15 protein-coding genes and 2 pseudogenes are annotated in these 21,406 nt (G+C 57.9%); 7 read left to right on the top strand and 10 right to left on the bottom strand.

The window, feature by feature from the left end:
• Position 1: 1 nt before the first annotated feature.
• The 10 genes and pseudogenes from I8E17_RS31845 to I8E17_RS31800 form a co-directional block, all read right to left on the bottom strand.
• Positions 2–889: pseudogene (locus I8E17_RS31845) on the bottom strand (IS3 family transposase); the annotation flags it as partial.
• Positions 890–894: 5 nt separating this feature from the next.
• Positions 895–2,256: an IS110 family transposase gene (locus I8E17_RS31840; RefSeq protein WP_219256749.1), complete on the bottom strand. Its 1,362-nt coding sequence runs from the start codon at positions 2,254–2,256 to the stop codon at positions 895–897.
• A gap of 230 nt (positions 2,257–2,486) precedes the next feature.
• Positions 2,487–2,720 (bottom strand): annotated as a pseudogene (locus I8E17_RS31835) (transposase); the annotation flags it as partial.
• A gap of 143 nt (positions 2,721–2,863) precedes the next feature.
• Positions 2,864–4,294 carry an aldehyde dehydrogenase family protein gene (locus I8E17_RS31830; RefSeq protein WP_209160220.1) on the bottom strand — a complete coding sequence of 477 codons (1,431 nt, stop codon included), beginning with the start codon at positions 4,292–4,294 and terminating at the stop codon, positions 2,864–2,866.
• A gap of 159 nt (positions 4,295–4,453) precedes the next feature.
• Positions 4,454–5,503, bottom strand: a complete 1,050-nt coding sequence (locus I8E17_RS31825; RefSeq protein WP_209160219.1) for an alcohol dehydrogenase — start codon at positions 5,501–5,503, stop codon at positions 4,454–4,456.
• 270 nt (positions 5,504–5,773) lie between these two features.
• Positions 5,774–7,129, bottom strand: a complete 1,356-nt coding sequence (locus I8E17_RS31820) for an MmgE/PrpD family protein (protein WP_209160218.1) — start codon at positions 7,127–7,129, stop codon at positions 5,774–5,776.
• An 8-nt stretch (positions 7,130–7,137) separates the two neighbouring features.
• A complete protein-coding gene (locus I8E17_RS31815; RefSeq protein ID WP_209160217.1) occupies positions 7,138–8,928 on the bottom strand; it encodes an ABC transporter ATP-binding protein in 1,791 nt (596 codons plus the stop codon).
• Positions 8,928–9,809 carry an ABC transporter permease gene (locus I8E17_RS31810; protein WP_209160216.1) on the bottom strand — a complete coding sequence of 294 codons (882 nt, stop codon included), beginning with the start codon at positions 9,807–9,809 and terminating at the stop codon, positions 8,928–8,930. Before I8E17_RS31810 ends, I8E17_RS31815 begins: the two co-directional genes overlap by 1 nt.
• Positions 9,806–10,747, bottom strand: a complete 942-nt coding sequence (locus I8E17_RS31805) for an ABC transporter permease (RefSeq protein WP_209160215.1) — start codon at positions 10,745–10,747, stop codon at positions 9,806–9,808. Before I8E17_RS31805 ends, I8E17_RS31810 begins: the two co-directional genes overlap by 4 nt.
• Positions 10,748–10,968: 221 nt before the next feature.
• On the bottom strand, positions 10,969–11,736 hold the full coding sequence (locus tag I8E17_RS31800) for an IclR family transcriptional regulator (RefSeq protein WP_209160214.1): 768 nt from the start codon (positions 11,734–11,736) through the stop codon (positions 10,969–10,971).
• 456 nt (positions 11,737–12,192) lie between these two features.
• Here I8E17_RS31800 and I8E17_RS31795 point away from each other — a divergent pair, with 456 nt between their 5' ends.
• The 7 genes from I8E17_RS31795 to I8E17_RS31765 all read left to right on the top strand — a co-directional run bounded on the left by I8E17_RS31795 (position 12,193) and on the right by I8E17_RS31765 (position 21,339).
• Positions 12,193–14,238 carry a hydantoinase/oxoprolinase family protein gene (locus I8E17_RS31795; protein WP_209160213.1) on the top strand — a complete coding sequence of 682 codons (2,046 nt, stop codon included), beginning with the start codon at positions 12,193–12,195 and terminating at the stop codon, positions 14,236–14,238.
• A gap of 12 nt (positions 14,239–14,250) precedes the next feature.
• Positions 14,251–16,008 carry a hydantoinase B/oxoprolinase family protein gene (locus I8E17_RS31790; protein WP_209160212.1) on the top strand — a complete coding sequence of 586 codons (1,758 nt, stop codon included), beginning with the start codon at positions 14,251–14,253 and terminating at the stop codon, positions 16,006–16,008.
• 30 nt (positions 16,009–16,038) lie between these two features.
• A complete protein-coding gene (locus I8E17_RS31785) occupies positions 16,039–17,073 on the top strand; it encodes an extracellular solute-binding protein (RefSeq protein ID WP_209160211.1) in 1,035 nt (344 codons plus the stop codon).
• 13 nt (positions 17,074–17,086) lie between these two features.
• Entirely contained in the window at positions 17,087–18,181 is a 1,095-nt protein-coding gene (locus I8E17_RS31780; RefSeq protein ID WP_209160210.1) for an ABC transporter ATP-binding protein, read from the top strand.
• Positions 18,181–19,050 (top strand): ABC transporter permease, encoded by an 870-nt coding sequence (locus I8E17_RS31775; RefSeq protein ID WP_209160209.1) that lies wholly within the window; start codon positions 18,181–18,183, stop codon positions 19,048–19,050. Before I8E17_RS31780 ends, I8E17_RS31775 begins: the two co-directional genes overlap by 1 nt.
• Positions 19,047–19,829, top strand: a complete 783-nt coding sequence (locus I8E17_RS31770) for an ABC transporter permease (RefSeq protein WP_209160208.1) — start codon at positions 19,047–19,049, stop codon at positions 19,827–19,829. The genes I8E17_RS31775 and I8E17_RS31770 overlap by 4 nt, the downstream gene beginning before the upstream one ends.
• 154 nt (positions 19,830–19,983) lie before the next feature.
• Positions 19,984–21,339: an MmgE/PrpD family protein gene (locus tag I8E17_RS31765; RefSeq protein ID WP_209160207.1), complete on the top strand. Its 1,356-nt coding sequence runs from the start codon at positions 19,984–19,986 to the stop codon at positions 21,337–21,339.
• Positions 21,340–21,406: the final 67 nt, after the last annotated feature.

The raw sequence follows: 21,406 nt of genomic DNA, 5'->3' as shown, positions 1-21,406 counted from the left end.
GTTAGATTTTCTGCTGCTTCTCGAACTCGACGGGCGACAGCATCCCGTTCCTGACGTGTTTGCGTTTCGGGTTGTAGAACATTTCGATGTAGTCGAACACGTCCTGGCGTGCTTCATCGCGTGAACGGTAAACCCTGCGACGTATCCTCTCTCGTTTCAGAAGATTGAAGAAGCTCTCGGCCACCGCATTGTCATGGCAGTTGCCGCGTCGGCTCATCGAGTGAACCAGATTGTGGTGCCTGAGGAACGAGGCCCAGTCCATGCTGGTAAACTGCGAGCCCTGATCCGAATGGATCAGCGCCTTGTCTTTCGGTTTGCGTCGCCACACCGCCATGAGCAGAGCCTGCAATACGACGTCCGTGGTCTGTCGGCTCTGCACCGCCCAGCCGATGACCCGGCGAGAATAGAGGTCGATGACAACCGCAAGGTAAGCGAAACCTTCGTAGGTTCGAATGTAAGTGATGTCCGTGACCCAGGCCTTGTCCGGAGCTGCTACGTCGAATTGCCGGTCGAGCTTATTATCGACGACGACAGACGGTCTGCCGCCATAGATGCCGGGACGGCGTTTATAGCCGATCTGCGCCTTTATTCCGGCGAGACGCGTCAGGCGCGCGACCCGGTTCGGGCAGCACATCTCTCCCTGATCGAGAAGGTCGTCGTGCAGCTTGCGATAACCGTAGACCTTGCCGCTCTCTTCCCATGCCTTCAGGAGCAGATCGGTCTGTCGCTTGTCCTCATTGGCTCACCTGCTCAGTGGGTTCTTCAGCCAGGTGTAAAATCCACTCGGGTGAACCCGCAGAAGGCGGCACATCGTCCGCACCGAAAACTGCAAGCGATGCAAAGCAATGAACGCGTACTTCACTTTGCATCCCTGGCGAAATACGCGGCCGCTTCCTAAGAAACACAGTCCCCAGGCGCCAGGGGTGAGAGATCATAGCCCATAGACCGAGCGCGGCGTTGGAGATTCGCAATGACACGGCCACGATGGCGCTCAGCATAGGCAGCAGCGCCTGGATCGCGATACACCATCCCATAACGCAGCGCATTGTAGAAAAGGACGGCAATCTTGCGTGCGGTCGCCGTGACGGCTTTCTGTTTTCCAATACGCCCTGCCAGCCGCCGGTAGAATGCGCCAAGTACAGTGTCGCTGCGGCCGAGCGTGGTCGCGGCCAACCGCAGCAATGCGGCCGCCCTGCTGGATGATCGGCGAGTTCGCGAAGAAAGCACCTTGCCGCCGGAGATTTTATTACCCGGGGCGAGGCAGAGCCATGATGTGAAGTGCTTGGCCGTCGGCCAAGCCCGTAGGTCCGTGCCGCATTCGCCGATGAGCTTCAGCGCGAGAGACGAGCCCAGGCCATGGATTTGCGTCAGGTCTGTCCCAACGAGGCCATATAGGGCAGCTCGCACGTCAAATGACGGTGCATTTACCTGCTTGGTTTTTGTCCGGACATTTGGCAATGGCAAGAGCGGGGCATCGACCTCAACTGACATCGCACCAATTGCGCTCTCAAGCCGACGATCGCATTCGAGCATCTTCTGCTGATAAAAATCGTAGAGCTCTAGCGACTGAGAGAGAGCAAACACATGCTCATCACGATCGTTACCGATCAGCGATGCTCTGATCGTGTCGACAGAGGAGTGGCAGCGAACATCGCGCAATGATGCCAGGACGTCGGGATCGCGCTCGCCGGCGACAATCGCCCGTATGATCTTCATGCCTGTTACGCCGGTGATGTCGGAGACGACATGATGGAGTTGCAGGTTCATCTCCATCAGAGCCTTCTGCATGTGCTGGATATGAGCCGCCGCATACTCGACCAGCCGTTCTCGCTGTCGTAAATAGGCTCGCAACGTAGCAACCTGCGCCTGCGGACGAAAGCTTCCGCGCAGCAAGCCGTAGGAATGTAGTTGGCGAAGCCACGCCGCATCACTGACATCGGTCTTCCGGCCCGGCACATTTTTGGCGTAGCGGGCATTGACGAGGATCACCTCAAAGCCGTGCTGTTCAATTATCTCAAAGGCCGGGATCCAATAGACCCCGGTCGATTCCATCGCAACGCTTGTGACGCCGCAGGATCGGAACCAAGTGGCGAGATCATGCAGATCATGTGTGAAAGTGCCGAAGGCGCGGATCGGCATATCGTCACTCTCCGGGTCGACTGCGGCCATATGCATCGTGGATCCGATGTCGAGAGCGGCTGCTCCGGGGTTCATGCGTGTGAGATTTTGTGGATTGGTAGGTATTATCTTTGGCATGACTTCTCCTCCTATAGATTGGGAGGGGCTGGGCCGTGCAAGTTCGTCATTTTCCTAACCGGGATCGCCGCCAAAGCCGCGTCACCACTCTCAAGTCCGCAACAGCCCATGTGCCACGTTTTTTAACGGGGTCGATCGCCTCCAATAAGCAGTCGGCAACTCCCCTCCGGTGGTCAGCGTAGCACAGCCTGTTTCTACCGCGCACAGGAGGACCAAAGCCGGTGATCGCTTTTTAGGATATCGCGTTCCTCAGTGACGCGAGCCAGTTCCTTCTTCAGCCGCCTGATCTCCTCGGCCTCGTCGTTGCCCTTGGAGTCCGACCCAGCAAACTTCTTCTTCCATTCATACAGCGAATGCTGGCTGACGCCGAGACGCTGCGAAACCTCAGCCACCGGATAGCCCCGCTCCGTGATCTGCCGCACCGCGTCACGCTTAAACTCTTCGCTGAAATTCGATTTGCCCATGATGCTCTTCTTGCCTCAAAATTAGGAAAGAAGGCGTCTACAAATCTCGGGGCTATTCATCTCGGGGCTATTCAGCCATCCCCACCTGAAGGATCACGCTGCGACGGCTCATTCAGGTGAGGATGCTTATCGGATAGTCACGCTCAACCGGCTACCAGCTTCGTCTCGAGGAATTCCTCGATGCCCCAACGCCCACCTTCACGACCATTGCCAGACTGCTTGTAGCCGCCGAAAGGCGTACCGGGAGCGCGTGCAGAACCGTTGAGCTGGACCATGCCGGCTCGGACATTTCTGGCCACGCGCTTTGCCTTGGCAAGGTCTTCAGTGTGAATATAGGCGGAAAGACCATAAACGGTGTCGTTTGCGAGCTCTAGCGCCTCCTCCTCGCTATCGAAAGGTGTGATGGCGAGAACAGGTCCGAACACTTCATCGCGGAATAGCGAATGTTCTGGGGTCACGCCCGCAAATACGGTCGGGCTGACGAAAAATCCGCGTTTGTGGTGCTCGGGCCGGCCGCGACCTCCGGTGACCAAGTTCACGCCTTCGCTGACAGCCTGGTCGATGTAGCGCAGGACCTTGTCGTACTGCACCTTGGAAGAAAGCGGCCCGATGTGGTTTCCGGGGAGATCGGCTCTCTCGACGACAATGCCCTCTGCCACTTCGGTGGCGAGCTTTACCGCCCTGTCGTAGACGCTGCGCTCGACCAGCATACGAGTCGAAGCATTGCAGGACTGCCCAGTGTTGTTGAAGCAGAAGTTTGCGGTCCAGCGAACGGCCTTTTCGACGTCAGCGTCAGCGAAGATGATGCTGGGAGACTTCCCGCCGAGTTCGAGCGACACACGCTTGATACTCGGCGCAGCGGCGTGCGAAATCGCGATACCGGCGCGCGTCGAACCTGTGAAGGAGACGACATCGACGTCTGGATGGGCAACCATGGCAGCCCCGGTCACGGTGCCGGTGCCCTGCAAGAGGTTGAAAACCCCCTTCGGCAGATTGGCAGCCTCGACGATCTCGGCGAAGATCTGACCGGACACTGGCGATATCTCCGAGGGCTTAAGGACCACAGTACAACCTGCAGCCAAGGCCGCGCCGACCTTTAGGGTGATCTGATTAAGCGGCCAGTTCCATGGCGTGATCAGCGCTGCCACGCCAACGGCTTCACGCAAAATTTCCTGATTTTCGGTCCCGATGAGAGCGGGCTCGGCAAAATGGAACTCCTGCAGGGCCTTGATGAAAGCGCGCAGATGGTTCGCGCCCGCGCCGATCTGACTTGTACGAGCGAAATCGATCGGAGCACCCATTTCGGCTGCCAACGCCCTTGCCAGGTCTTCGGTCCGGGCAATGTAAGCCTCAAGAAGCCGACTAAGTGCATCGACACGCACGCTCTTTTCGGAGGCGCTCCATGCCGGCAGAGCGTTTTTGGCGGCCTTCACGGCGCGGTCGACGTCCTCTGCGGATGCAATCTGAAACTCGGCAAATGCTTCTTCGGTGGACGGGTTCACCGCCCAGAACGTGTCGCCTCCCGTGGCCGGCTGCCAAGTATTGTCGATATAGATGCTAGGACTAGGTGGCATTGCAGTACCCTTTCGTTTGATTGTCGAGGTCGGCCGGCCCAAAATCAGGGGTAGGCCGTCGATCGTAAAAATTTGGATTCCAGCCTTCCGACCAGTCTACTCTTCGGTCGGATGGCGAAGCATGAAAGAAGCCGCGGGCCGCTGCGTTCGAAGCTGCGGTCAGTTGGTCAGTACGATCCTGGCGTCGACCCGGCCCTGCTCAAGACGGGACATCGCTTCATTGACTTGAGCCATACCCATCCGTGTCAACGGAATCGGCGTCAGAACGCCATCTTCAGCCAGCCTGATGAGATCCTTGAGGTCTTCGGACGTTCCGGTGATGCTGCCGATAATCGAAAGCCCGGTCACAGCCAATGTGTAGAGCGGGAGGGCCAGTTCGCCGCCGTAAAGGCCGACCTGGATGGTCCGTCCGCCCTTGCGCAGGATACTCAAGGCCAGCCCGGACGTTTCCGAGTTGTTGACGAAATCCAGCACGGAGCTGACCTTACCACCGTTGATCTCGATAACCCTGGCTGCGGTGTCCTCGTCGGCGAGTGCCACAAAATGATCCGCGCCTTCCCCCAACACGAGATCGCGCTTAGCCTCAGATTTATCGAGGACGAGGATCTTGTTTTTCGTCAGCGCCCTCAGCATGGCGACGGCTTGCACGCCGAGCCCGCCCGCACCGATCACGACGAAGAGCTCGTCAGGCAAGAGTGGCATGATCTTGCGAATTGCCGACCGTACGGTCAGGCCGGAGCAAGCGTATGTTGCCGCCAAAGCCGGGTAGATGTTGCCGGTCGAGGCGAGGTATCTTGAGTGAGGCACTATAACCTCATCGGCAAAGCCCCCGTGTTGCATGAAGCCAAGGCTACGGCTACCTATTGCACAAATATTGTCACGACCGTTGAGGCAATCGTTGCATTTCCCACAACCAAGCCATGGGTAGACAATTACCTGATCGCCTATCTTTACGCCCTGTGCGTCCGGTCCAAGGGCGGAAACCTTGCCCACGATTTCATGGCCCATGGCAATAGGGGTTTCAGGCTGCGGTCGCTGCAGAACGCCACGGCTTCCGTAGTCAGTCACTCCTTGCCAAGTATGGAGGTCCGAATGGCAAACTGCGCAGTGCGTCACATCAACGACGACCTGTGTCCCGGTCGCGTCAGGGGTTGCGATCTCGACGGCTTCCAACCTGCTGTGATGCGTTTTGTTCAGCCAGGCCCTCATCTCTTCCTCCGTAGTTTCCTATGGTGATTGCCGCGTGTCGAACCTGGCGGCCTTCTCACGCAATACCTTTGCCCGACAGAGCGACCGGCCTGCGCAGACGGTTGAGTCAGCCGCTCAAGTCGAAAGAGCGACCTCACAGGAGGTCACCTCAGCGCCGAAATCCTCAAAATCCGCCGTCTCGGTGACAAGCGGGCAAAGAGAAATGGAGCCATTGAACTGAAAGCCCGGGTCGAGCTTGGTTCTGCGCGTCCTTACGCTGCGGTTTGATGTTCACGCGAGTTCCCTCGTATCCTCTAACTGGAGTGATGTGGAAATTTCGACAAGACTGTTGAACAACGGCTTGAAGCCTCTGACAGGCAGTTGATCAAGTGCTACCAGGATCCGGGCGCGCCGCTCTTCGTCCAGCACCTGCGAACCGAGCTGTTCGAATTTCTCTTTCACCTGCTCGTAGGACATTGGATTGGCAACATCACCGAGCGGGTGGAGAACAGTGAGTGCTTCTTTGCCATGGCCCTGATCCATGATGACTCGACAAGGCGTTCCTTTGGGAAAGCTTGACGCGAAATCCGGATGGGCCTGCAAAACAGTACGTGCTGATAGCTCAAGAACGGCCTGGTCCGTGAGATAAACGGGATCGACCGGCTGCAGAGCGCGTCCACCGTGGATCGCTGCAAGGGCACAACTAAAGTGATAGCTATACTGCGCACCTTCCAGGCCCGCGGGGTTACGCTCGTTCGACAGTTTCAGCCCTTCAGCGAATGTCTCGATGCGAAGGCTTACTATAGGAGCACTTGGACGGCGTAGTTCAAGTATGGCGTCGATGGCCGCGTGCATGTAGCGGCAGCATGCGTAGGGCTTCAGATAACAATCTTCGAGCCACCAATGAATGCCGAGATCGCCGGTAAGAACCGCGCGCGTGTAGCGCGTCCCATCGTCCAGGAGGTCAAGCGGACCGGTCGCTCCAGCCTGAGCACGGAAGGCCGCCGTCAGCCCGGTCACGACAGCTGGCGGAATGCATTCCTTGACGGTGTTGCCGTCGGCCTTAGAGACCGCTTCGTTGATACCTATCGGGCCTTCGGCACCGGCGATCCCAATTGCATGGGCCATCTGGGAAGTGGTCAGTTTCAAAAGACGCCCTGCGCCTGCCGCGACACCGAAATTCACCCAGCGACCGCTGATATAGGTGTCGATCGTCGCCGTCGGGCGAGCCGTGGCAACGCGCAATGCGATGTCATAGCCAACCGCAATTGCCTCGAAGATCTCCTCGTCGCTCGCGCCTATCTGTTGTGCGACGGCCAGAACAGCCGGAATAATCCCAGCCCCGGGATGCCCGGCTGCGCCACGGTGACCGTCATCGAGATCGAGAGCACTTGCTGCTGCGGAATTCGCCATGGCAGCACCAACGATAGAGAGGCTTCGATCGGTCAACCAGACATCGGCCGTACCTTGGCCATAGGCGGCGTAAGCGGCCTTTCTGGCGGCGATAGCCAGGTCTGAGTTGAATCCCGCCGCACTCGCTGCGAGAAGGTCTGTGATGAGTACCGCGCAAGCTTGCCGTGCGGATTGTGGAAGGCTACCAGCCGGATGGGTAGCCGCGAAATTAGCAAGTTCCTGAATAGCGTGCATGAATGGCATCACCTTTGGCTGAGCGATGGCGCGGGGCGGCGGACGAAATGCCCGTCGCTCTTCATGTTCCAGAGCGCTGGTTCCGGCACGAAACCGATGGGCTTCATCGGGCTGCGTGGTGGTAGCGCCTCTCGCCTTGCCTCTGGTCGAACCAGCCGTTGATCCGGATGGGTAATCGGAATGGCGGAAAGCAAGCGCTGGGTATAGTCATGGCCAGGGCGCCCGATTACGTCGTCCCTGCTGCCGATCTCAACCAGTTCACCAAAGTACATAACGGCAACCCGGTCACAGATTTTCTCCACGGCCGCCATATCGTGGCTGATGAACAGATACGAAATGTCGAATTCCCGTTGAAGGCTCATCATCAGTTCGATGATCTGCGCCTTGACGGCGACATCGAGGGCAGAAACGGCTTCATCGGCGATAATCAACTTCGGCGCCATTGCCAACGCACGCGCGATGCAGATGCGCTGGCGCTGGCCGCCGGAGAATTCATGGGGCAGGCTGTCGGCGCGGTTGGGAGGGATTCCAACCTTGTCGAGCAACCACTCCATTTTCTCGATCAGCGCTTTACCGGATGCGATCCGATGGACTTTCATAGGCTCGATGATCGCCGAGCCGATGGTCTGGCGACTGTCGAGCGACCCAAATGGATCTTGGAAGATCATCTGGATGTCACGGCGCATGCGAGCCAGACTTTTAGGATCGGAATAGTCAATTACGTTGCCATCGACCGTGATCGTGCCACCATGCCGCGATACGAGATCGATGATCGCCTTGCCAATCGTTGACTTACCGGAGCCCGACTCCCCGACAAGGCCGAGCGTCTCGCCCTTACCGATCGCGAATGAGACACCTTCCACAGCATGGACGTGGCCCAGTCTCCGGCCGAGCAACCCGCCGGTATGAACAAATCTAACCGAGAGATCGCGCACCTCAAGAAGGGGCTTGTCACCTTTGCAGCTAAGCGGAAGGGCGTCGAGTTCTGTCGCTGACGCACTCCCGATATCGGTTTTGCCGGCTATCGAGGGAGCTGCTTCGATCAGGATCCGAGTATAGTCGCTTTCCGGCTCGCTGAAAATTTTGTTTACAGTGCCTGCTTCGATCTGGTGACCGCTGCGCATGACCAAGACTTCGTCCGCGACTTCGGCGACCACGCCCATATCATGCGTGATGAATAGGACGGCCGTCTTTGTATCCTGCTGAAGATCTTTCAGAAGTCGAAGGATTTGCGCCTGGACTGTGACATCGAGTGCGGTGGTCGGCTCGTCGGCAATGATAAGTACAGGATTGCAAGCAAGGGCCATGGCGATCATGACACGCTGGCGCATTCCGCCCGAGAACATATGCGGATAATTGTCGATCCGGCGCCCGGGGTCAGGGATCCCGACCTTCTGGAGCATTTCAAGAACAGCGTCGCGGAGAGCCCTGCCCTTCAATCCACGGTGGATCCGGATGGCTTCGGCGATTTGGTCTCCGACGCGCTGGACAGGATTGAGCGATGTCATTGGCTCCTGGAAGATCATACTGATCTTGCCGCCCCGGATCCGGCGCATCTCTGCTTCGGGCAGGTCGAGCAGTTCCTTGCCATTGAGGCGAATGGACCCGCTCACTTTCGCGGTACCCTCCGGCAGAAGGCCCATAATCGCCAGCGAGGTGACGCTCTTTCCCGATCCGGATTCACCGACGACCGCCAATGTCGAGCCGGCGGCAATATCGAAGCTAAGATCGTGGACGATCGGCTTGCTACCGAATGAGATCTTGAGATTTTTGACTGAAAGTACAGGGTATTCGGACATCAGGAAGCATCCTTCAAACGCGGATCGATAATGTCGCGAAGACCATCGCCGATGAGGTTGAAAGCCAGGACGAGGAGAAGGATGCCAAGGCTCGGAAACAGGGCAAGGTGCGGCGAGCTGAGAATGTTTTCAAAGCCATCACGGACCATTCCGCCCCATGTCGGAGCCGGCGGAGCTATTCCAAGACCGACAAAGGCCAAAGAGGCTTCCGTTCTGACAGCGTTTGCCATCCAGAGTGACGCCATAACCATGATTTCGGGAAGAATTGCCGGCAGGATGTGCCGATAGAGGGTTCGATTTGAAGAAAAGCCCATAGCACGGCAGGCCTGCACGTATTCACGGTCGCGCTGGGTGATAACGGCAGCGCGGGCAACGCGGGCGAAGGCCGGTATCGACGTGAAGGCAATCGCGGCAACGATATTGGTCGTCGTCGCCCCCATAAGGGCAACGAGTGCAATGCCCAGAATGAGCGAAGGGAATGCCAGAACGACGTCCATGATCTGCATCAAGACGATGTCGAGACGGCCGCCCCTGAAACCTGCAATCATTCCGATGAACGTGCCAATGACCATGGCAACCACAACGGCCAGGAAGCCGATGATCAGCGAGTAGCGCGCTCCGTAGAGCATGCGGGTCCAGATATCTCGGCCGAATTGGTCGGTACCAAAGATGTGGGCAGCACTCGGCAAAGCGAGCTGGTCGACGATGTTCTGTTTGGCGGCCGGATAAGGAGACAGTTGCGGAGCGAATATCGCGCCCAAAACGAGAAGAACGACGATGAGCAAACCTGCCCAGGTGGAGAAGTTGATCCGGCGAATGACGGCCTGGGTCTTTTCGAGCCGGCTGCCGGAGCTCTTTAGCGTTACATCTGAGCTTGTCATTTGTATTGAACCCTGGGATCGAGGAAGCCATAGGTAAGGTCGGTCGCAAGGTTCACGACAACCACGATGAAGGTATAGACAACGATCATCCCCTGCAGCAGCGTATAGTCGCGCTGGCTCAAAGCCGTCAGAATGAGTTTTCCAAGGCCTGGCCGGGAGAAGACGATTTCGGTCAGAACCGAATTACCAATCAGAATGCCCAGATAAAGGCCGACAATAGTCGTGATCGGAACAAGGCAGTTACCGAGACCATGGCGCCAGATGACGGCGCTGTGGTGCACCCCCTTGGCTCGGGCCGTTCTCACGAAATCCTGACTCAACACTTCCAGCATCGCCGAACGCGTAACGCGCGTGACATAGGCCATCATGATCAAAGCAAGAGATACGGCCGGTAGCACCATCTGCCAGAGACGGTCGCCAATCCCTTCGCCTGTCCCTGCACTGATGACAGGGAACCATCGGAGCTTAATTGCAAATGCGATCAGCAGAATGATCGCCGATACGAACCCGGGAAGCGACAGGCCAAGCAGCGAAACGAAGCGGAGAACGTAATCCACGGCTCTGTTGCGATGCACCGCTGCCCATACGCCCGCGGGAACACCGAAGACGACGCCGAGCAGCAATCCAGCAAATGTCAGCTCTAGAGTATACGGCAAGACCGACATGACTTCTTCAGTCACGGGGCGTCCTGAGGCCATCGATGTGCCAAGGTCACCCTTGAGCGCATTGAGCAGGAAATGGCCGTACTGAACGAGTACCGGTTGATCGAGCCCGAGTCGCGTGCGCATTGCGGCAATGCTCTCGGGGCTGGCCTGATCGCCGAGGATCATCTGGACCGGATCGCCGGGTAGCACTCGGACCATGAGAAAGACGAGCGTCAGAACGCTTATCAACGTGAAGACGGCAAAGCACATTCGCTTTGCGAGATACAATAACATTGAGACCTGCTCCCCTGACGCGCTTTAGGCAATTGGCCTGTGCGAGTTCTGATACGCATCTAGCTTTAGCTGCTGCGAGCGGGATCAGAATTAACAAGATTCAAGTCGCTGTCAACAAATTCTCTTATTTAATATTTTTTTCTATTCAATATTACGATATTTAGAATTTAACGCTGAGACCCGATCAACGGTATGAGACGCGCGGGTGCGGGACCAGACGTTCAGCTTCGAACGATCTTCTCGATGCTGTCCACCTCGGCTTTCAACAATTCGACGATGTGCGTCCTGCGCGAGACGGTCAGGAAGTCCGTCGGCAGGTTCACACTTAACGCTGTTGTGGAGACGCCGTTGAAGTTTCTGACAGGAATGGAAAGAGCGGAAAGACCGGCAATCAGAGTTGACTGGGTCTCGGCATAACCACGCTCTCTGGCATCGGACACTGTGGCAGCGATCACGGCTCGCGTGAGGTCGTAGCGCTCGTAGGAAGGTTCGTTCGCGCTTGTGAGCGCTTCAACGTCGTCTTGGTCCAGTGTGGACATGATCGCGATAGAGGCCGCGCCTACCCCCATGGGCACCATGCTCCCGACGTTATCTGTGAGTGTGGAGATATTCTGGCCGGCCCACACGCGATCAACCACGATGACATGATGATCGTTGCGGCACATCAGGAAGACGGTGGCACCCACCTCCTCGCTAATGCGAACTAGCGCAGGACGGGCAATAGAGCGGATGCCTGCGGCGTCTGCGGCTTTGACGCCGAGCGCGAAGAGTTCAATGCCGAGTCTGAGACTCATCTTATGATCGAGCCGCTCAAGCCATCCGTTTTTCTCGAATGCTCTCGCGAGGCGGTAGATCGTCGGCACGCTCATGTTCAAGGCGGCTGCGATGTCTTTCACCTTGGCGCCGTCCGATCCCGCGGCAGAAATGAACTTCAGCAACGCGATCGACTTGCCGATAACCTGTGCACCCTCGACGCTCTTTTCACTCATAAATCACTCTCCCTGCCACCACATCATATCATTTATCACAATATGATACGATTTTTATTTTCCAAATCATATTGTAATTCTGATTTTCGATGATAGCTTCATTTGCAAGTAAGAAAAAACAAATCTCTGTCTGAGGGGATAGAGCTGGTCGGCACAGTTTTTGTCGAGGATTTCGTTGCGACATGATCGAGCTGCGTGGGCAGGTCACAGAGCGCCATCGAAGGCAATCCGTGAGTTCCTACAGCTTGAGAATGACGGCGGTAACGTAGTGACCGCTAGAGAACCCCAATCCGCGGCGCCGAACTACGCTTTCCCCTTAGCCAATACACCGTTCGGGCTGGGTCGATGTGACCACTGGTCCAGCCGGAACATTTACGAGGTTGGGCCACACCAGCCTCCCCCGACAGCAGACTGGGGGCTTCAAGCCGCCAACAACAAGCGTCAACGGAGAAGTAGATGGGCATTCGTATAGGTTCCGATACTGGCGGCACGCACACAGACCTTGTGCTGCTCGACGATGATCAGGCGAAGATCGTTACATTGAAGGTTCCGACCACACCGGAAGACCTGAGCAATGGTATTGCCAAAGGGATCGAAACGATTGTCGAGCGCGCCGGCCGCCAGATGAGCGAGGTCGATCGCTTCGTCTACGGCACAACGCTGGTCACCAACCTTATCGTCGAAGAGCAGCAAGTCGATATCGGCCTCATAACGACGGGCGGTTTCCGCGATGTCTTGGAAATTGGCCGGGCATCGCGTCGCCCGAATGTCTACGATATTCATTGGCGTCCGCCGACCGCGCTGATCTCGCGCGATCTTCGCGTCACCGTCAGTGAGCGCATTGCAGCCGACGGTTCGGTTGTCACCCCGATCGACGATGCAGATATTGCTGAGCGGCTATCCGAACTGAAGTCTAAAGGCGTGCGCTGCGTCGCGGTCTGCCTTATGAACTCCTACGCCAACCCGGAACACGAACAGCGAATCGGCAAGGTCGCGGCTGAGAAGTTTCCCGATCTCGCGATCTCGCTGTCTTGCGAGGTAGCGCGCGAGTTCCGGGAGTACGAGCGGACCAGCACAACGGCGATCAACGCATTCGTTGGCGGCCCATTGACACGCCACCTCGATGGCCTGGCTGACGCACTCGCCGCGAAGGGTATCACACCGGCTCCCTACATCATCCGGGGCAATGGCGGCGTAATGTCTTTCACCTCTGCCAAGAAGCTTCCCGCGGCACTGACGCATTCCGGTCCGATGGGCGGCATAATTGGCGGCGCCGCTCTGGCGGAAAAGGCTGGTGTCAACAAGATTATCACGCTCGACATGGGCGGCACGAGCGCTGACGTATCCCTGCTTACCGATGGCAAGGCAGAGATGACGACCCGATCGAGCGTCGGCCGTCACCCGCTCCTTCTCCCTATGCTCGACCTCATCACGATTGGTGCAGGCGGTGGCTCGATCGCCTGGGTGGATCAGGGCGGCGCGCTGCGCCTCGGGCCGCGCAGTGCGGGATCGGTTCCCGGTCCGGCATGTTATGGCCAGGGCGGTGAAAATCCGACTGTCACTGACTCCAACCTCTATGGCGGCCGCCTCAATCCGGAATACTTCCTCGCGGGCGCGCGCAAACTTCATCCGGAGAAGTCTCTTGAAGCCATCTTGCGCAAGGTCGCAGAGCCTTGCGGTATTTCTGTCGATGCCGCAGCGAGCGGGATCATGGCCCTTGCTGAAGCGCATATGGTCAACGCCATCAAGCTCATCACCGTTCAGCGCGGGCTTGATCCACGAGACTATACGCTTGTCGGCTTCGGCGGCGCCGGCCCCCTCCACACCCTCCGCCTGGCCGAAGAGCTCGGGATCCGCTCAGCTCTCATCCCCCCCGCCCCGGGCAATCTCTCTGCACTCGGCATGTTGACTGCTCAGGTTCGTCACGATCTTGTTCGCACCAAACTTGCCTATCTCGGCGAAGTCGATGCCGCGGAACTGTCGGCAGGTTTTGACGAACTGATCGAGCAAGGTGAAAAGGCTCTCGCTGACGAAGACATCCCGGCCGGCACCTCTCAATACGTGACGAGCCTTGATCTTCGCTACAAGGGACAGAATTTCGAGCTCAATCTCGAACTTCCCGCAGGCGATATGCAGGCAGCACTCGACGCACTCCAGTCCCGTTTCGCCGAACGTCACAAGCAGATGTACGGGTACGACAACCCTGGCAAGCCGATCCAGATCGTCAACATGCGCGTCGCTGCGATGTCGACCAAGCCCGACTTCGTATGGCCGACTTTCCCGGGCGAAGCCGGCGGCAAGGCCACGGTCATTAGCCGTCGCAAAGCGCTGATCGACGCCAATCGCTGGGAAGAGCTGCCGATCTATCGGTTGGACGACCTGCGCGAAGGCTACACCTTCACCGGCGCTTCGATCGTCGAATATCCCGGTTCCACGCTTTTCGTTCCGCCCGGCTGGACTGCCCGGTGCGATGCTTACCGCATCCTCCATCTGGAACGCTGAGGAGACACTATCGTGAACACCAATATCCAGACCACATCCGCCGCAACCATCGATCCGGTAACGCTCGAAATCGTTCGCAATGCTCTGACCTCGATTGCCGAACGCAATGCCCATCGCATGATTCGCGCGTCGACGTCGATCATCGTCAAGGAAATGGAAGATTGCTCGGCGGCCGTCTTCGACGGACAGGGGCGCCTTCTGGCGGAATCGGCGACCATTCCGATCCACCTGAATTGCACCGGCGTTTGCCTGCGGACCATTCTCGAACAGTATCATGCGCCGGAAACCTGGCGCCCCGGGGACATCGTCATCACCAACGACCCCTATGCGGGCGGTGCGTCGATGTCGACGGCCCATACAAACGACTATGTCGTCTTCATGCCCGTCTTCTTCGAAGAGGTATTGGTCGGCTTCACCGGTCTGATGGTCCATCATCAGGAAATCGGCGCCATGAACATGGCGACCCGCGGCTGGAACCTGGAAATCTGGCAGGAGGGCCTGCGCGTTCCCCCCATGAAGATCGGCGAGAACGGGATCGTCGACGAACGATGCATGCGTATCATCCTCAACAACACCCGCCTTCCCGACAACATGGAAAACGACCTTTTCGCGCAGGTCGCCTCGGTTGCGGCGGCTGCCGAAGACATGAAGGCGATGTTCGACCGCTACGGCCGCGAAACGCTCTTCCATTGCTTCGAAGCGCTGATCAACTATTCCGAGCAACGCACGCGCGCGGAAATCTCACAGATCCCGGACGGTGTCTACGAACACGAGGAACTTATCCTTGACGATGGTGCGAAGGGTGGACCTTACAAGCTGAAGCTCGCGATCCACAAAACCGGTTCCGACATCCTCTTCGACTTCACTGGTACTGACCCGCAGATCCGCGGGCCGATCAACGCACCGCTCGCCACGACCTGGGCCGCTATCTTCTACGCGATGCGTTGTGTGACCGACCCCTCAATCCCGTCGACGGAAGGAAACAAGCGCCCGTTCAAGGTCATCGCACCGGAAGGCACGCTGGTAAATGCCAAGAAACCGGCAGCTGTCTACCAGCGCATGGTCGTATGCCACAGCCTTGTGGATCTCGTGATGGGTGCGCTTTCGCAGATCGTGCCGGAACGCGTCATGGGCGACTCTTGCGGATGCCTTTATAACTTCACCTCAGCCAGGGAGCGCGACACGGGCAATCCGAGCGTTTTTGGCGAAGTGGTACCGGGCGGACTTGGTGCAACGTCCAAGGCTGACGGCATCGACGTCATGTCTTGCCACGTCACCAATTGCCCGATCCCGCCGATCGAAGCGACCGAAGCCGAATGCCCGGTTCTTTATGTCCAGCGCGAGCTTCAATCCGGAACCGGTGGCGCCGGCAAGTGGCGCGGCGGCGTCGGTCAGGTCCTGGCCTATAAGGTGCTGGGCGACCTCGCGGAACTCCAGCACACTTCCCAGAAATCCGTCACCCTCCCGCAGGGTGTGGCCGGCGGTTTGCCGGGTGGCGGCGGGCGTTGGGTGATCAACGAAGGAACGTCGAAGGCTCGTGTGCTCGAGCATTCGATCGGCGAACTCGAAATGCTCGATTACGGCGACGTCGTAACCCACTACACGCCAGGTGGCGGTGGTTTCGGCAATCCGCTCGAGCGCGACCCGGCTCTGGTCCTCCGCGACGTCCGTCATGGTCTCGTAACCCGCGAACAGGCCGAGAAAATTTATGGCGTGAAGGTCGGCACCGATCTCAATGAATGGATCCCGACAAACGATCGAGCAGCTTGATTTCTAGCCCGAACCACAAGGAGAATTGAAATGGCCTTTGCATTGCCGAAATACTTGGCAGCCATCGCTGCTGTGCTGAGCGTGTCCTCTCCCTGTTTGGCTGATGTCCAAATCATTGGATATCAGAGCGTCTTTGCGGACAATTACCGCAAGGCTGTGATCGAGCCCTTCGAAAAGAAGACGGGCATCAAGGTCATCTACAACGAAATCAACCTTTCGGCGCAAAATCTCGGCCGTATCCGCGCCGAGAAGAACAACCCGACCCTCGACCTTTCGATCATGGACGCTATGGTCTCGCGTGCCGGAAACACGGAAGGTATTTTCGATCAGGTCGATCTGACCAAGCTTTCCAACGGCCAGAATCTCTTCGACGAAGCCTATATCAATAAGGGTTTCGGTCCGGGTATTACCTTTGACTACCCCGTATTGATGTACAGCAACTCGCTTGCCAATCCTCCCAAGGCGCTGGCTGATCTGGCCAAGCCTGACCTGAAGGGGCAGGTCGCCATGTGGCCTGCCCCTGAAATCGCCGCCTTGATGAACACGATCCTGCTCACCCGGGCAGCCGGCGGCGACGAGAAGAAGTCCATCGATCAGGGTATCGAGAAGTTCGCGGAGATCGCCAAGAACGTCCAGACCTGGGCACCGGCGCCGGACGCTTACGAGCTGGTATCCAACGGTACGGTCAAGGCGGGCGCAGGCTGGAACGCGCGCGCCCAATTCTTTGCAAAGGATCCGAAGAGCAAGATGAGTGTCGTCATCCCGACGGAAGGCTCGATGTTCCAAATCAACACGATGAACCTCGTTAAGGGCGCACCAAACAAGGAAGAAGCGCTGAAGTTCATTGACTATGCGCTGAGCCCCGAAGCGCAGGCAGCCTTCGCCAATCTGATGTTCTACTCGCCGACCAACAAGAACGCGAAGCCGTCGCAGGATGCCCTGTCGAAGACTGCCTCGACCCCGGAAATTCGTGAAAAACTGAAGCCGCTCGATTGGGCGTTCTTCGTCTCCAAGCGCGAATCCTGGCTGCAGGAATGGCGCCGCAAAGTCATCACTGCGAACTGAGGGACCGATGTAAATGAAAATTGGTGCCGAACTCAGTCTCCAAGACCTCTCGAAGTCGTATGACGATAAGAAGCTTGTGCTCAACAAGCTGAATATCACTGCTGCACCTGGCGAAATAGTATCGCTTCTCGGGCCATCGGGTTGCGGCAAATCAACAGCTTTGAGGATCGTCGCAGGGTTGGTTGGAGCGACCTCCGGCCGTGTGATGCTGGCCGGCAAGGATGTGACATCCTTGCCGACCTACAAACGAAATATCGGCCTCGTCTTCCAGAACTACGCGTTGTTTCCGCATATGACAGTGCTGGACAATGTAGCGTTCGGCCTTGAAATGCGAAACGTCAACCGAAAGGACGCCAGATCCAGGGCGGGAGAAATCCTGGAAATGGTCAGACTCGGATCGCTTGGGCAACGCCGCCCGCGCCAGCTGTCCGGTGGCCAACAGCAGCGCGTTGCGCTCGCCCGCGCTCTCGTCATCCATCCCGATCTCCTCCTTCTCGACGAGCCACTTTCAAACCTGGATGCCAAACTGCGCGAGCAGATGCAGGACGAAATTCGTGACCTCCAGCAACGCCTGGGAACGACCACCATTTTCGTAACGCATGATCAGTCCGAAGCGATGGCGATCTCCGATCATGTGGCAATTATGAACGAAGGCGTGATCGTCCAGTACGGTCGGCCCACAGAAATATACGAGAACCCTGCAAGCAGCTTCGTCGCCAATTTCATTGGCCGCGTGAACAGTATTGTTGGCATTAGCAACGCGGACGGCGATGCAAGCCAGCAGATCAAGACCGACTCCGGCCTGTCCATCAAGCTTGCCAAGCCCTCGCTTGAGGGACCCGTTCAGTTCCTGATCCGCCCAAGTTCGATTGACGTTCTGCCAGGCTCCTCCCCGAGCGAGACTGGGCGAAACCGCGTTCCCGCCTCCGTCCGCAAGGTGACCTATGCTGGTGACATCGTTTCCGTCGCTTGCGATGCCCAAGGGATCGCGATGACAGCGGAAGTACCGGGATCGTCCCCTGCTTGGCGAGGCTTGGAAAGCGGGCAGCAGGTCACTTTGGATTGGCCGGTCGCCAGCGGCTTTGTCTTTGAACGGAAGGTGAATTGATGGCTCACAACGACGAAACAACGTCGGCTGGCGCCGCGGTCGGATGGCTGCTCAGCCTCCCGATGCTCCTTGTGATCGGCTTTTTCTTTGTCTTGCCAATCCTTTCAGTTGCCCTGATCTCGTTTTACGGCTCCGCTGAAGGCGGCGTGCTGATCCCTGAACTCGGGATTTCCGCATACGAGAAGTTCTTCACAGACCCCTTCTCGCGAGAGATCGTCATCCGATCGATCGTATTGAGCCTGCTGGTCACGCTTCTCGCATGCTTTTTGACCTACCCTATTGCGCTTTACCTGTACCGCACCACATCAAAGTGGAAAGGGACGCTTGTTTTGCTGACGGTCTCCCCTCTCCTCCTCAGCGCTGTCGTGAGAACCTACAGCTGGATGCTAATTTTGCGCCCGCTGGAGGATTTCATCCATTGGATCGGCTTCGGCAATGTGCGCCTTGTCAACGACTATCCAGGCGTCGTGATCGGCCTGACCCATATCATGATGCCCTACATGGCCCTTTGCTTGCTGTCTGGCTTCGGCAAGATCGACCCGAATGTCGAGGATGCCGCAAGTTCGCTCGGCGCGACGCCGGCGCGCCGGTTTTTCCGGGTCACTTTGCCGCTCAGCTTGCCGGGCGTTACGCTTGGCTGCCTTCTGACATTCGTGTTGGCAATCTCGGCTTTTGTGACGCCTGCACTGCTTGGCGGGGGTCGCGTTTTCCTGCTGCCGACCGAGATCTTCACCCAGGCCCTGGAAATTCTGGACTGGCCGCTGGCATCTGCGATGTCGATGGTTCTCCTCGGGCTGTTCATTCTCACCATGGGACCTATTCGCGTCTGGGATATGCGGACGCGCGCTAAATCGGGGGGGACGTCTTGACCCATATTGTGAACCGCACCCTTCTGATCCTCCTGTTCGGGCTGCTTTTGGCGCCGCTCCTGCCGGCGATCGTGATGTCGTTCAGCGCGGACAACAATCTGGCGTTTCCACCTTCCGGCTGGAGCTTTCGGTGGTACTCGGCAGTTCTGAGCAATGAACGATTTCTCGCCGGTCTGAAACTTAGCGTGACGCTGGCGATCGCAGCGACAATTATGTCGCTGGCGTTCGGGGTTGCGGCTTCCTACGCGCTGGTCCGTTCGAAGATGCCGTTCGCGAATTCGCTGATCGCGCTCTTCACGGCGCCGCTAATCGTACCTTCGATCATCCTCGGCCTTGGCCTTCTTCTGGTCTTCGTGCAGCTCAAGCTCAACGGGTCGTTCTTCGGACTCGTCTTTACCCATACGATGATCGTGACACCGTTCGTTATCCGGATATTGATTACCGGCCTGCAGACGATGCCCGCCGACATCGAGTCGGCCGCTGCGAGCTTAGGCGCGAGGCCGCTCACGGTGTTTCGGCGGATAACCTTGCCAGCGCTGACCCCCTCTATCACGGGAGCGGCGCTGCTGTCGTTCCTCATCTCGTTCGACGAGGTAGCGATTACCTTATTCCTGGCTGGACAATCTTTGTCGACACTGCCTGTGGCAATCTATCGTTACACCACCGAGCGAACCGACCCACAGATCGCTGCCCTGTCGGTTCTCCTCATCCTCTTGAGCGTCTTCCTCATGTTCCTGCTCGAACGGGTTATCGGCCTTGCTCGCGCGATCGGAAAATAACGGAGCCAGATCGTGCCTGGACGAAGGCATGTGAACCATCGGTTCGAAGGTGCTCGGGTCTTCCTCGCCTCCCCCAGACGAAGAAACCGGCGCGAAATGGCTCAAAGCTCCCGGCACGATCAGTGCTTCCAAAACAAATGGTGTCGTCTAAATCATGCACGCAATAGAACAACTCGCTACCTTCGCAGCTACGCATCCCGCTCGTAGCCTTCCGCAAACCACCAAGGATGTTTGTGCGATCCTAATCACCGATCTCCTTGCCGCGACCGCGGCAGGATTGCATTCGGACCTTGCTGTCGCAGCCCGCCGCGCTGCAATCGCGAGCTATGGCAGGGGACCTTGCACCGTCTGGATGACTGAGCAATCCCTGTCGATAGCGGGCGCGGCAATGGCGAATGCTGCGGCCGCGAGCGCGCTTGACATCGACGACGGACATCGGGGGGCCGCTGGCCACCCCGGTGCAGGTGTTATTCCTGCAGCCATCGCGGTCGCTCAGGCAATCGGCTCGTCCGACGAAGATATCTTTGAGGCGATTGTGATAGGATACGATATCGCACTACGTGTCGCGACTGCCCGCCCGACGGAAACCATTGACAGCTACGCAAGCGGCCGTTGGGTCAATTTCGGTGTTGCTGCAGCCGCCGGCAGGCTTTTAAAGCTTTCGCCGTCGCAGATGGCGAACGCAATCGGGATCGCGGGAGCCGAAGGTCCGATCGGATACAAAAGGGGCACCTCGCGCTACCAGGGTAGCACCGTCAAGGAGCTCATTCCTCCAGCCGTTGTCGCCGGGCTGACCGCAGCGTTCCGCGCTCAGGCGGGTGCGACAGGTCCGCTCGATCTCCTCGACAACGAGGCACTGTATATCCGCTCCATTTTGACCGGCGACCTCGGGGTTCATTGGTGGATCGGCGATTGTTACCTGAAGCCTTATGCGTGCTGCCGCTACATGCATGGTGCCGTCGACGCGATCCTCGAGATGCGCCAACCAGAAGCACCGATCAAGAACCTTCGGATTGAAACCTTCCAGCGCGGAACAGAGCTATCAAACGAGCGTGCACCACGATCGCTCGAAGGCGCGCAGTACAGCTATTACTTCAGTTGCGCACTTGCGGCGTTGCGGGGACGTCAGGCGCTTCAGCCGATGGACCCTGCAAGCCTTCGGGATCCGGAGATCCTCGAATTGTCGTCGCGCATCGAGATGGTCGCCCACGCGGACTTCGATGATAGCTTTCCAAAGGGAACGCCGTCCCGTGTCATCATTGACCAGGGCAACGGACCGGAGAGCCGCACCATCCTCTTCCCACTCGGCGATGTCGCAAACCCGATGAGCGCCGAACAGGTCATGGAGAAGTTCCGCCTGATCGGTGCTGAAAGTCTGACTGAGTACGGACAAAACAGCATTCTCGCTGCGACCTCGAAACTGACAACGAATGGGTTTGGTCCACTGCTTTACGCCCTCGCGGACCATGGCGGCCAAGTGTCAAGCCCAAGCGCCAACGAGGTCGCTTAACGACTGATCCCACTGGAAACTGACGCAAAGCAAGCGCGGTGCACGGCCAAGAATCCGCACCGCGTTT

Source organism: Rhizobium sp. AB2/73, from assembly GCF_020871915.1.
GTDB classification, from domain to species: domain Bacteria; phylum Pseudomonadota; class Alphaproteobacteria; order Rhizobiales; family Rhizobiaceae; genus Rhizobium; species Rhizobium dioscoreae.
This window is presented reverse-complemented; position numbering and strand designations above follow the sequence as displayed.